Raw genomic sequence first — 13029 nt, 5'->3', positions numbered from 1 at the left:
ATGAACTTCGGCCCGCAGCATCCTGCTGCGCATGGCGTGTTGCGCCTGGTGCTGGAAATGGACGGCGAGACGATCGTCCGTGCCGATCCGCACATCGGCCTGCTGCACCGTGGCACCGAGAAACTGGCCGAGTCCAAGCCATTCAACCAGTCCATCGGTTACATGGACCGCCTCGACTACGTCTCGATGATGTGCAACGAGCACGCCTACGTGCTGGCCATCGAGAACCTGATGGGTATCCAGGCGCCCATCCGTGCGCAGTACATCCGCACGATGTTCGACGAGATCACCCGTATCCTGAACCACCTCATGTGGGTGGGTTCGAACGCGCTCGATCTCGGTGCCATGGCCGTCTTCCTTTACGCGTTCCGCGAACGCGAAGAGTTGATGGACGTCTACGAGGCGGTGTCCGGCGCGCGCATGCACGCGACGTACTACCGTCCGGGCGGCGTCTACCGCGACCTGCCGGACCAGATGTCGAAGTACCGCGAGTCGCCGTGGCACAAGGGCGCCGACCTCAAGCGCCGCAACTCGTGGCGCGAAGGTTCGATGCTGGACTACCTGACGGAGTTCACCAACGATTTCCCGGCGCGCGTCGACGAGTACGAATCGTTGCTTACCAATAACCGTATCTGGAAGCAGCGTACGGTCGGCATCGGCGTCATTCCGCCCGAGAAGGCCCAGGCCTGGGGCATGACCGGCGCGATGCTGCGCGGCTCGGGCATTGCCTGGGATCTGCGCAAGAAGCAGCCATATGCCGCGTACGCAAACATGGAATTCGACATTCCGGTGGGCGTCAACGGCGATTGCTACGACCGTTACCTGGTCCGTGTCGAAGAGATGCGCCAGTCGAACAACATCATCAAGCAGTGCATCGCGTGGCTGAAGGCCAACCCGGGCCCGGTGATGGTGCAGAACTACAAGGTCGCGCCGCCCAGCCGCGAAGAAATGAAGACGGACATGGAAGCGCTGATCCACCACTTCAAGCTCTTCACCGAAGGCTACGGCGTACCTGCCGGCGAAACCTATACCGCCGTCGAAGCGCCCAAGGGCGAGTTCGGCTGCTATCTCGTGTCCGACGGTGCGAACAAGCCTTTCCGCGTGCATCTGCGCGCGCCGGGCTTCGCCCACCTGTCTTCCATGGATGCGATCGTGAGAGGCCACATGCTCGCCGACGTTGTCGCGATGATTGGCACCTACGATCTCGTCTTTGGCGAAGTCGACCGCTAAGTCGACGGAGTGAACTGAATCATGAAAGCCACCGGACATTTTGAGCAGGTCAAGGACGTCGATCCCCTTGTCGTGCTCAACGATCACACCCGCAGCCACATCGATCACTGGGTTTCCAAGTTCCCGCCGGATCGCAAGCGCTCCGCGCTGATCCAGGCGCTCATGGCGGCGCAGGAACAGAATGTCGGTTACCTCACCGACGAACTGATCACCGCGGTCGCCAAGTACCTCGAACTGCCGGCGATCTGGGCGTACGAGGTCGCGAGCTTCTACTCGATGTTCGAGACCACGCCTGTCGGTCGCAACAACGTCGCCATCTGCACCAACATTTCCTGCTGGTTGAACGGGGCCGAAGGCCTGGTTCGTCATTGCGAGAAGAAACTCGGCATCAAGACCGGCGAGAGCACCGCCGATGGCCGCATCTATCTCAAGCAGGAAGAGGAATGCCTCGCCGCTTGCGCAGGCGCGCCGATGATGGTCGTCAACGGTCACTACCACGAGAAGCTGACGGCCGATTCGGTCGACGCCATTCTCGACGGTCTTAAGTGAGGTAAGGGCAATGGCTAGCACCACTGGTCCGGTCGGACCCGCACCGCAGGAACACCAGGTCGTCTACACGACCCTGCATTTCGAGAAGCCCTGGGCGCTCGAGAGCTATGAAAAGGTGGACGGTTACAAGGCATGGCGCAAGATCCTGGCGGAAAAGCCGGATCCCGCCGCGCTGATCGAAGAGATCAAGAAGAGCGCGCTGCGCGGTCGCGGCGGCGCCGGCTTCCCCACGGGCCTGAAGTGGAGCTTCATGCCGCGCACGGCGCCCGGCCAGAAGTACATCCTGTGCAATTCGGACGAGTCCGAGCCGGGTACCTGCAAGGACCGTGACATCCTGCGCTTCAACCCGCATTCGGTCATCGAAGGCCTGGCGATCGCGTGCTACTGCACGGGCTCGACCATCGCCTACAACTACCTGCGTGGCGAGTTCCACCACGAGCCGTTCGAGCACATCGAAGAAGCCCTGAAGGAAGCCTACGCGGCTGGCCTGCTCGGCAAGAACATCGACGGCACCGGCATCGACGTGGACATCTACAACGCCCTCGGTGCCGGCGCGTACATCTGCGGCGAAGAAACCGCCCTGATGGAATCGCTCGAAGGCAAGAAGGGCCAGCCGCGCTTCAAGCCGCCGTTCCCGGCGGGCTTCGGGCTGTACGGTCGCCCGACCACGATCAACAACACCGAGACGTATGCCTCGGTGCCGGCGATCCTGCGCAACGGCGCGGAGTGGTTCCTCAACCTTGGCAAGCCGAACAACGGCGGCCCGAAGATCTTCTCCGTCTCCGGCCACGTGGCTAACCCGGGCAACTTCGAAATCCGTCTGGGCACGCCGTTCTCCGAGCTCTTGCAGATGGCCGGCGGTATCCGCGGCGGCAAGAAGCTCAAGGCCTGCATCCCCGGCGGCTCGTCGATGAAGGTGCTGACGGCCGAGAAGATCATGGAATGCACCATGGACTACGACTCGCTGCAGAAGGCGGGTTCGGGTCTGGGTTCGGGCGCCGTGATCGTGATGGACGAGACCACCTGCATGGTCCGCGCCTGCCACCGTATCTCGCGTTTCTACATGGCTGAGTCCTGCGGCCAGTGCACCCCGTGCCGCGAAGGCACCGGCTGGATGCACCGCGTGCTCTCGCGCATCGTCGAAGGCAAGGGCACGCAGGAAGACCTGCATCGCCTGAAGGCCGTCGCCGGCCAGATCGAAGGTCACACCATCTGCGCCTTCGGTGAAGCCGCGGCGTGGCCGGTGCAGGGCTTCCTGGCCAACTTCTGGCACGAATTCGAATACTACGTGGAGCATGGCCGGTCGATCGTCGACGGTCCGGCGGACACGGTCACCACTGGAGTCGCTGCATGAGTGCGCAGCCCGTAGCCAACGCCGCGCCGGATCTGGTCAATATCGAGATCGATGGCGTTCCGGTGCAGATCGCCAAGGGGCGGATGATCATCGAGGCGGCCGACGCCGTCGGGATTCCCATCCCGCGCTTCTGCTACCACCGCAAGCTTCCGATCGCCGCCAACTGCCGCATGTGCCTGGTGGAAATCGAGAAGATGCCGAAGCCTGCGCCGGCATGCGCCACGCCGGTGGGCGAGGGCATGAAGGTGTTCACGCGTTCGGACAAGGCGTTGAAGTCGCAGCGCAACGTGATGGAATTCCTGCTGATCAACCATCCGCTGGACTGCCCCATCTGTGACCAGGGCGGCGAGTGCGAGCTGCAGGACGTCTCGCTCGGCTACGGCCGTTCGGTATCGCGCTACAACGAGCGCAAGCGCACCGTTTCCGACGAGAACCTCGGCCCGCTGATCGCGACCGAGATGACCCGCTGCATCCAGTGCACGCGTTGCGTCCGCTTCACCAGCGAGATCGCCGGCACGTACGAGCTCGGCGGCATGAGCCGTGGCGAGAACCTGGAAATCGGTACCTACATCGGCAAGACGATCGAGAGCGAACTGTCGGGCAACATCATCGACGTCTGCCCGGTCGGCGCGCTGACCAACAAGCCTTTCCAGTTCCAGGCCCGCGCCTGGGAGCTGGTGGCGCGCCCGTCCGTCGGTTACCACGACGCACTGGGTTCCAACCTGTGGATGCACACGCGCCGCGGTGAAGTGCTGCGCAACGTGCCGCGCGACAACGAGACGATCAACGAATGCTGGTTGTCCGATCGCGACCGTTACAGCCACCAGGGCCTGTACGCGGCCGACCGCGTGAAGTCGCCGATGGTCAAGCGCAACGGCCAGTGGTCGGCAACGACCTGGGACGACGCGCTCGCCGTGGCGAAGGAAGCGCTGAAGAGCGTTCCGGGCTCGGATCTCGGTGTGTTGGTGAATCCGGCCACGTCGAACGAGGAGGGCGAGTTGCTTGTCCGCCTCGCACGCGGCCTGGGCAGCGCCCACGTCGACCATCGCCTGCGTCAGCTCGACTTTGCCGACAACGCGTTCGCGAAGGCCTTTGCCTCGCCGATTGCCTCGTTCGACAAGGTGAAGGCGGCGCTGCTGGTCGGTTCCGATCTGCGTAACGAAGTGCCGCTGCTCAACCACCGCATCCGCCAGGCGGTGAAGAAGGGCGCCAGTGTCTACGCAGTCAACCCGGCCCATTTCAATTTCAACTACCCGCTGGCCGGCGAGTCCGTCGCCGCGCCGCACGCGCTGGTCGCCGAGCTGCTGATCCTGGCCAAAGCCGCCAGCGAGCATGGCGCCACGGTGCCGGAGTCGATCGCTTCCGCCCTGAGCGGTGTGGAGACGACCGACGCCCATCGTGCCGCGTTCAAGGCGCTTGGTGACAACGCCGCGGTCATCCTCGGCCATGCGGCCGTGACCCATCCGGAAGCCTCGTGGCTGCGTGCCATCGCGCGCTTCATCGCGCAGGCCGCCGGCGCCTCGTTCAACGAGATCCCGGTCGGTGCCAACGCACTGGGCCTCGCTTCGGTCGGCGTGCTGCCGACCGCGGGCGGTCTCGATGCACGTGGCATGCTGCTCCAGGCGCGCAAGGGCTATGTGCTCTACAACGTCGAGCCGCCGCACGACTTCGCCGACGGTACGCTCGCCCTCCAGGCGATGCATTCGGCGCAGACCGTGGTCGCTTTCGCCGCCTTCGCCAGCGATGCGCTGAAGGACTCGGCCGATGTGATCCTGCCGATTGGCCTGACGCCGGAAATCGATGCGACCCTGGTCAACGTCGAAGGCACCGCACAGACCGTGCTGCCGGGTGCCAAGGCACCGGGCGACGCGCGTCCGGGCTGGAAGGTGTTGCGCGCACTGGGTGGCCTGCTCGGCGTCGCCGGCTTCGAATTCGACGACCTCGCCGGCCTGCGTGAAGGCCTCACCGAGCGTGCCTCGGAGGTTCGTGCCTCGCTCGCAACGCGTGCGTCGGGCGTGACCTTCTCGCGTCTTGCCACCACGCCGATCTACCGCGTCGATGCGGTGGTTCGTCGTGCTGGCGCGCTGGCTTCGCACCCGCTGAACCGTGCCGCCGCCATCCGCATCAATGCGGACGACGCCGGCAAGCTCGGCCTCATCGATGGCGCCAATGCGCGCATCGGCGATGCCGTCCTACCGGTGGCCATCGATGCCTCGGTGCCTGACGGCGCCGCGTGGATCGAAGCCGCGCACTCCGAAACCGCCATGCTGCCTCCGTACGGCGCGGCCATCACCGTGAGCAAGGCGTAACCATGGGCGCTCAACTCTTCGATCATGTCTTGCTGCCGGTGCTGTACATCCTGGCGATCGTGCTGCCGCTGGTCGTCGGCGTCGCACTGTACGTCTGGTGGGAACGCAAGGTGCTCGGCTGGATGCACGTCCGCATGGGGCCGAACAAGGTCGGTCCCGCCGGCTTGCTCCAGGCCTTTGCCGACGTCGTCAAGCTGCTCCTGAAGGAAGTCGTCCTTCCGACCAACGCCAATCGCGCCCTGTATTTCCTGGCGCCGATGCTTGCCCTGGTCCCGGCGCTTGCCGCGTGGGCGGTGGTGCCGTTCGGTCCGGAAGTCGTCCTCGCCAACGTCAACGCCGGTGTGCTCTACCTGCTCGCCATGACCTCGATGGGCGTGTACGGCATCATCCTCGCGGGTTGGTCGTCGAACTCGCGCTACGCGATGCTCGGCGCCATGCGCGCCGCGGCACAGGTCATCTCGTACGAACTGTCGATGGGCATGTCCATCGTCTGCGTGCTGGTGCTGACCGGCAGCCTGAACCTCTCTGCCATCGTCAACGCGCAGTCGGGCAACTTCTTCACCTGGTACTGGCTGCCGCTGCTGCCGGTGTTCGTCATCTACTTCGTCTCGGGCGTGGCGGAAACCAACCGCGCACCGTTCGACGTGGCGGAAGGCGAATCGGAAATCGTCGCGGGCTTCCACGTCGAATACTCCGGCTCGCCGTTCGCGCTGTTCTTCCTGGCCGAATACGCCAACATGATCCTGGTCAGCTTCCTGACCGCGATCTTCTTCATGGGCGGCTGGCTTTCGCCGTTCCCGGAAAGCTGGGGCCTGATCGGCCACGGTGGCTTCCACTGGCTGTTCATCAAGGCGTTCTTCTTTGCCTTCCTGTTCCTGTGGTTCCGCGCGAGCTTCCCGCGCTACCGCTATGACCAGATCATGCGCCTGGGCTGGAAGGTCTTTATCCCCATCACCATCGTCTGGGTCCTCGTCGCCGGCTGCATGAAGTATTTCGGCCTGGTCCACATCGGCACGGGAGCCTGAAAGCCATGACCCGCGTTACCCACTATTTCAAGAGCCTGCTGCTCATCGAGCTGTTCAAGGGCATGGGCCTGACCATGCGCTATATGTTCAGCCCGAAGTACACCATTCGTTACCCGTTCGAGCACATTCCCAAGTCGAACCGCTTCCGTGGCCTGCACGCGCTGCGTCGGTACGCCAACGGTGAAGAGCGTTGCATCGCCTGCAAGCTGTGCGAGGCGGTGTGCCCGGCGCTGGCGATCACGATCGACTCGGCTCCGCGACCGGAAGATGGCCAGCGTCGCACCACGCGCTACGACATCGACCTGTTCAAGTGCATCTTCTGCGGCTTCTGCGAGGAAAGCTGCCCGGTGGATTCGATCGTCGAGACGCACGTGCACGAGTACCACTTCGAACATCGCGGCGAGAACGTTGTGACCAAGGCCCAGTTGCTGGCTATCGGTGACCGCTTCGAGCAGGACATCGCTGCCGCCCGCGCGCAAGACGCGGCTTACCGCTGAGCGCCCGGAGAATCTCGCGATGAATACCGATCTGCTTCAACTCATCTGTTTCTACCTCTTCGCCGCGGTAGCCGTCATCGGTGCGCTGATGGTCATCACCGTGAAGAACTCGGTCCACGCCGTGCTCTCGCTGGTGCTGACCTTCTTCAGCATGGCCTGCGTCTGGCTGCTGGCCGAAGCGGAGTTTTTGGCCGTCGCCCTGGTCGTCGTCTACGTCGGCGCGGTGATGGTGCTGTTCCTGTTCGTGGTCATGATGCTGGACATCAAGCAGGAGGTCGTCCGCGAGGGCTTCATCCGCTACCTGCCGGTAGGCATCGTCGTCGCCGTGGTCATGCTGGTGGAAATGCTGGCGATGATCGGCGTGAAGGCCATGCACGCGCACACGCTCGGTCCCAACCCGGCCGGCAACTCGAACGTCGCGTGGCTGGGCCAGGCCCTTTACACCGACTTCCTGCTGCCGTTCGAGATTGCCGCCCTGATCCTCACCGTGGGTATCGTCGCTGCCGTGGCCCTGACCCTTCGTCAGCGCGTCGGTGTCCGTCACCAGACCGCTTCGCAGCAGGTTGAAGTCCAGGCCACCGACCGCGTCCGCGTGATCAAGGTCGCCACCGAACAGATGGCTTCCGTCAGCCCGGCCCCGGCGCCGGTCGTCGACCCGACGCAGGAGAACGCCAAGTGATCACGCTTTCCCATTACATCGTCCTCGGCGCGATCCTCTTCTGTATCGCGGTCGCCGGACTCTTCATCAACCGCAAGAACGTGATCGTGCTGCTCATGGCGATCGAGCTGATGCTCCTGGCGGTGAACACCAACTTCGTGGCTTTCTCGCGCTTCTTCGGCGATGTGGGCGGCCAGGTCTTCGTGTTCTTCATCCTTACCGTGGCCGCGGCGGAATCCGCTATCGGCCTGGCGATCCTGGTCCTGTTGTTCCGTAACCGGAGCACGATCAATGTCGCCGAAATCGACAGCATGAAGGGTTGATCCGATGAGTCTCTCGCTTTCAATCCTGCTGACGATCGCACTGGCCCCTCTGGTGGGCGCGATCCTGGCCGGCCTCTTCGGCAAGCTGATCGGCCGGGCAGGGGCGCACACCGCGACCATCCTGGGCGTGGCGATTGCCTGTGGCCTGTCGTTCTACGTTCTCTACCAGCTGGTCTGGGGCGGCGCACAGAACTTCAACCAGGACGTCTACACCTGGTTCGAGATCGGTCGCTTCCACGCCTCGGTCGGCTTCATGATCGACCGCCTCACCGCCATGATGATGGTGGTGGTGACCTTCGTGTCGCTGCTGGTGCATCTGTACACCATCGGCTACATGGCGGAAGACCCGAGCTACCAGCGCTTCTTCAGCTACATCTCCCTGTTCACCTTCTCGATGTTGATGCTCGTGATGAGCAACAACTTCATGCAGCTGTTCTTCGGCTGGGAAGCGGTGGGCCTGGTGTCGTACCTGCTGATCGGCTTCTGGTACAAGCGCCCGACGGCGATCTTCGCCAACCTCAAGGCCTTCCTGGTCAACCGCGTGGGCGACTTTGGTTTCCTGCTCGGTATCTCGGCGATCCTGTACTTCATGGGCACGCTGGATTACCAGACCGCCTTCGACCACGCTCCCGAGCTGGTCGGCAAGACGTTGCAGATCACCCAGAACCATGCCTGGGACGCCGCTACCGTCATCGGCATCCTCCTGTTCATCGGTGCGATGGGCAAGTCCGCCCAGGTGCCGCTGCACGTGTGGCTGCCGGATTCGATGGAAGGCCCCACGCCCATCTCGGCGCTGATCCACGCGGCGACCATGGTCACCGCCGGTATCTTCATGGTCGCGCGCATGTCGCCGATCTTCGAGCTGACCGATGCGGCGCTGTCGTTCATACTTGTGATCGGTGCGACCACGGCGCTGTTCACCGGCCTGATCGGCATCGTCCAGAACGACATCAAGCGCGTCATCGCGTACTCGACGCTCTCGCAGCTCGGTTACATGACCGTCGCACTCGGCGTGTCCGCCTATAGCGGCGCGGTGTTCCACCTGATGACCCACGCCTTCTTCAAGGCGCTGCTGTTCCTCGGCGCGGGCTCGGTCATCATGGGCATGCACCACGAGCAGGACATGCGTTACATGGGCGGCCTGCGCAAGTACATGCCGGTCACCTGGATAACGATGTGGATCGGTTCGCTGGCCCTGGCCGGGACGCCGTTCTTCGCAGGGTTCTACTCGAAGGACGCGATCATCGAGGCCGTCGGCGAATCGCATCGCTGGGGCGCCGGTTACGCATACTTCTGCGTGCTGGGCGGTGTGTTCGTCACCTCGCTCTACAGCTTCCGCCTGCTGTACATGACCTTCCACGGCAAGGAGCGCTTCACGATCGAGCACAAGGCGCATGGCCACGGTCATGACGCGCACGACGACGATGACCATCACGGTACGCCCGGCGTGCTCGAGCATGCACCGCACGAATCGCCGTGGGTCGTTACCGTTCCGCTGATCCTGCTCGCGATCCCGTCGATCGTCATCGGTGGCCTCACCGTCGGCCCGATGCTGTTCGGCGACTGGTTCGGCAAGGCCATCCACGTCAACGAAGCGAACGACGTGCTGGCCGAACTCGGCCACGAGTTCCACGGTGCGCTGGCGGCAGGCCTGCACGGCTTTGCACAGCCGCCGTTCTGGATCGCGTTCGCCGGCTTCGCCGTTGCCACCTACATCTACCTCTTCAATGTCGCCCTTGCCGGAAAGATCAAGAACGCGCTGAAGCCGGTGTATGAGCTGCTAGACCACAAGTACTGGATCGATGAACTCTACTTCGCGGTGTTTGCGAAGGGTGGCGTGAAGCTGGGCGAAGGCCTGTCGAAGGTGGGCGATACCGCCATCATCGATGGTGCGATCGTCAACGGCTCGGCCAACCTTGTGCAGCGCATCGCCGGTGGCGTCCGCCGCCTGCAATCCGGATTCCTCTTCCACTACGTGTTCGCCATGATTCTCGGCCTCATCCTGCTCTTGGGCGGGTACTGGCTGATCGGGCAATAAGGGAAACGAGCTCTATGTCGAATCACTTGCTCAGCCTGCTGATCTGGCTCCCGGTCGTCGGCGCCATTCCGGTGCTGCTCGCCGGGAACGGACGCCCCGGCCTTGCCCGCTGGATATCGCTTCTGGTCGCGGTCGCCACGTTCGCCGCCAGCCTGGCCCTCATCCCTGCTTACGACGCCACCACGGGTACGATGCAGCTCAACGAATCGATGAGCTGGATCCCGTCCCTGGGCATCAACTACTCGCTCGCCGTCGATGGTATTTCGGTCGCACTGATCATCCTCACGACCTTCACCCAGATCCTGGTGATCGTGGGCGCGTGGGAGATCATCCAGAACAAGCCGCACCAGTACATGGCGGCGATGCTGATGCTCGAAGGTGCGATGATCGGCGTCTTCTGCGCAACGGACGCGATGCTGTTCTACGTGTTCTTCGAAGCCATGCTGATCCCGATGTTCATCATCATCGGTATCTGGGGTGGTCCGCGTCGCGTCTACGCCACGCTGAAGTTCTTCATCTACACGTTCTTCGGCTCGATCTTCATGCTGGTCGGCCTGCTTTACCTGTGGCACAAGACCGGTGGCAGTTTCGCTATCTCGGACATGGCCGCGGTGCACCTGACGCTGACCGAGCAGAGCTGGCTGTTCTTCGCCTTCCTGCTGGGCTTCGCCATCAAGGTCCCGATGGTGCCGGTGCACACCTGGCTGCCGGACGCCCACGTGGAAGCGCCTACCGGTGGTTCGGTGGTGCTGGCGGCCGTCATGCTGAAGATCGGTGGCTACGGATTCATCCGTTTCAGCCTGCCGATCGCGCCGGATGCCTCGCAGCACTACGAGTGGCTGATCATCGTCCTCAGCCTCATCGCGGTCTGCTATATCGGCTACATCGCCCTCGTCCAGCAGGACATGAAGAAACTGGTGGCGTACTCGTCCATCGCGCACATGGGTTTCGTCACCCTGGGCATCTTCATCGCCTTCATCCTGGTGCGTGAGACGAACAACCCCGATGCCGCGCGCCTGGGCATGCAGGGTGCGATGGTCCAGATGATCTCGCACGGCTTCATCTCCGGCGCGATGTTCAGCTGCATCGGCGTGCTGTACGACCGCATGCATACGCGTCAGATCAAGGACTACGGCGGTGTCATCAACGTGATGCCGATCTTCGCCCCGTTCTACGTGCTGTTCGCCATGGCCAACAGCGGCCTGCCGGGCACCAGTGGTTTCGTCGGCGAGTTCATGGTCATCCTGGCCGCGTTCAGTGCCAACCCGTGGATCGCGCTGTTCGCAGCGTTCACCCTGATCATCGGCGCTGCCTACACCTTGTGGATGGTGAAGCGCGTGCTCTGGGGCAACGTCACCAACAAGCACGTCGCGGAACTGAAGGACGTCAACGGTCGCGAAATCTTCATGCTGAGCGCGTTCGCCGCCGGTGTGCTGCTCTTCGGCATCTGGCCGGAGCCGCTGGTCCACCTGATGGATGCGTCGGTTGCTCGGATTGTCGAGCAACTGGCCATCACCAAAGTCTGAGCGGGAACTACCCATGCCGAGTATCAACGACATCCTGATCCTGCTCCCCGAGATTTATCTCGTGGTCGCGGCCTGCGTGCTGCTTCTTCTGGATGCATGGCTCAAGCCCGGCCAGAAGGGCGCAGTGCACTGGCTCTCCATCCTCGTCCTGCTGGTCGGCGCGTACCTCGTCGTCAGCGGCCAGCCTGCCTCGTCGGTCACGGCGTTCGGCGGCATGTTCGTCCGCGATGGCGTGGCGGAAGTGCTGAAGCTGTTCTCGCTGGTCATCACCGCGATGATCTTCGTGTATGCACGTCCGTACCTTAAGGAGCGCGCGATTCCGTTCGGCGAGTTCTACACGCTGACCATCTTCGCCACCGTCGGCATCATGTTCCTGGTCTCGGCCGGTAGCCTGGTTACCTCGTACCTGGGCCTCGAACTGCTCACGCTCTCGTCGTACGCCCTGGTCGCGCTCAACCGCGACTCGAGCCTCTCGTCGGAAGCGGCGATCAAGTACTTCGTGCTGGGTGCGCTGGCCTCGGGCATGCTGCTCTACGGCATGTCCATGGTTTACGGCGCCACGCACAGCCTCGACCTGCACACGATCCATGCGGCCATCGTCGGTACCGAGTGGAAGACCCTGCTGCTGTTCGGCCTGGTCTTCATGATCACCGGCATCGGCTTCAAGCTCGGCGCCGCGCCGTTCCACATGTGGATTCCGGACGTTTACCAGGGCTCGCCGACCGCCGTGACCGTGTTCATCGGTTCGGCGCAGAAGCTGGCCGCGTTCGGCATGGCCTACCGTCTGCTTTCGACGGGCATGGGCGATGCGGCCGGTGGCGCGACCGGGCTGGCCCCGCAGTGGCAGCTGATGCTGGCGGTGCTTGCCGTGCTCTCGCTGGCGATCGGTAACCTCGTTGCCCTGGTACAGACCAACCTCAAGCGCCTGCTGGCCTATTCGACCATCTCGCACATGGGTTACCTGCTGGTCGGCTTCGTCAACGCCGGTCCGGAAGGCTACTCGGCATCGATGTTCTATGCGGTGAGCTATGCGCTGACCAGCGCTGCGGCCTTCGGCATGATCATCGTGCTGTCGCGCTCGGGCTTCGAGTGCGAAGAGATCGACGACCTGAAGGGCCTCAACCAGCGTTCGCCGTGGTTCGCTTTCCTGATGTTGCTGATCATGTTCTCGCTGGCCGGCGTGCCGCCTCTGTTTGGTTTCTACGGCAAGCTGCTGGTACTGAAGGCGGCCGTGGATGCGGGCATGCTGTGGCTGGCCCTGGTGGGTGCGGTCGCCGCCATCATCGGCTTGTACTACTACCTGCGTGTGGTCAAGGTCATGTACTTCGACGCGCCGACCGAAGGCACGGACGTTCGTGCCACCGCCGACGCGCCGGCTCGCTGGGTGCTTTCGCTCAACGCGCTCGCGCTGCTGGTGCTGGGCTTTGCCTGGTCGCCGCTGCTGACCTGGTGCGAGAGAGCCTTCGCGGGCTGAGTTCCTTGTCACGCTGGTATGAAGAAGGCGCGGACTTCGGTTCGCG

11 protein-coding genes are annotated in these 13029 nt (G+C 63.3%); all 11 read left to right on the top strand.

Annotated elements, in window-relative coordinates; genetic code table 11:
- Genes C8J98_RS14505 through nuoN form a run of 11 tightly spaced genes read left to right on the top strand, consistent with a single transcriptional unit; the run spans position 1 to position 12983 of the window.
- Positions 1 to 1230, top strand: coding sequence for an NADH-quinone oxidoreductase subunit D (locus C8J98_RS14505; RefSeq protein WP_233260248.1), 1230 nt, complete (start codon positions 1 to 3; stop codon positions 1228 to 1230).
- A gap of 21 nt (positions 1231 to 1251) precedes the next feature.
- Complete coding sequence (gene nuoE / locus C8J98_RS14500; RefSeq protein ID WP_107913908.1) at positions 1252 to 1779, top strand: NADH-quinone oxidoreductase subunit NuoE; 528 nt, start codon at positions 1252 to 1254, stop codon at positions 1777 to 1779.
- Between the two features lie 10 nt (positions 1780 to 1789).
- Positions 1790 to 3133 carry an NADH-quinone oxidoreductase subunit NuoF gene (gene nuoF, locus C8J98_RS14495; protein WP_107913907.1) on the top strand — a complete coding sequence of 448 codons (1344 nt, stop codon included), beginning with the start codon at positions 1790 to 1792 and terminating at the stop codon, positions 3131 to 3133.
- Positions 3130 to 5442, top strand: a complete 2313-nt coding sequence (nuoG, locus tag C8J98_RS14490; protein ID WP_107913906.1) for an NADH-quinone oxidoreductase subunit NuoG — start codon at positions 3130 to 3132, stop codon at positions 5440 to 5442. The genes nuoF and nuoG overlap by 4 nt, the downstream gene beginning before the upstream one ends.
- 2 nt (positions 5443 to 5444) lie before the next feature.
- Complete coding sequence (nuoH, locus tag C8J98_RS14485; RefSeq protein WP_107913905.1) at positions 5445 to 6467, top strand: NADH-quinone oxidoreductase subunit NuoH; 1023 nt, start codon at positions 5445 to 5447, stop codon at positions 6465 to 6467.
- Between the two features lie 5 nt (positions 6468 to 6472).
- Complete coding sequence (nuoI, locus tag C8J98_RS14480; protein ID WP_046968717.1) at positions 6473 to 6964, top strand: NADH-quinone oxidoreductase subunit NuoI; 492 nt, start codon at positions 6473 to 6475, stop codon at positions 6962 to 6964.
- Between the two features lie 19 nt (positions 6965 to 6983).
- Positions 6984 to 7643, top strand: coding sequence for an NADH-quinone oxidoreductase subunit J (locus C8J98_RS14475; protein ID WP_107913904.1), 660 nt, complete (start codon positions 6984 to 6986; stop codon positions 7641 to 7643).
- The gene (gene nuoK, locus C8J98_RS14470; protein ID WP_036112219.1) at positions 7640 to 7945 is read left to right on the top strand and encodes an NADH-quinone oxidoreductase subunit NuoK; all 306 of its coding nucleotides are present in this window, start codon (positions 7640 to 7642) and stop codon (positions 7943 to 7945) included. Before C8J98_RS14475 ends, nuoK begins: the two co-directional genes overlap by 4 nt.
- 4 nt (positions 7946 to 7949) lie before the next feature.
- Positions 7950 to 9983, top strand: a complete 2034-nt coding sequence (gene nuoL / locus C8J98_RS14465) for an NADH-quinone oxidoreductase subunit L (RefSeq protein ID WP_107913903.1) — start codon at positions 7950 to 7952, stop codon at positions 9981 to 9983.
- Positions 9984 to 9997: 14 nt separating this feature from the next.
- Positions 9998 to 11509, top strand: coding sequence for an NADH-quinone oxidoreductase subunit M (locus C8J98_RS14460; protein WP_107913902.1), 1512 nt, complete (start codon positions 9998 to 10000; stop codon positions 11507 to 11509).
- Between the two features lie 13 nt (positions 11510 to 11522).
- Entirely contained in the window at positions 11523 to 12983 is a 1461-nt protein-coding gene (gene nuoN / locus C8J98_RS14455; protein WP_107913901.1) for an NADH-quinone oxidoreductase subunit NuoN, read from the top strand.
- Positions 12984 to 13029 lie beyond the last annotated feature (46 nt).

This window comes from Luteibacter sp. OK325 (assembly GCF_003050935.1).
GTDB lineage: Bacteria > Pseudomonadota > Gammaproteobacteria > Xanthomonadales > Rhodanobacteraceae > Luteibacter.
The sequence above is the reverse complement of the archived record's forward strand: the minus strand, read 5'-3'. Positions and strand labels throughout refer to the sequence as shown.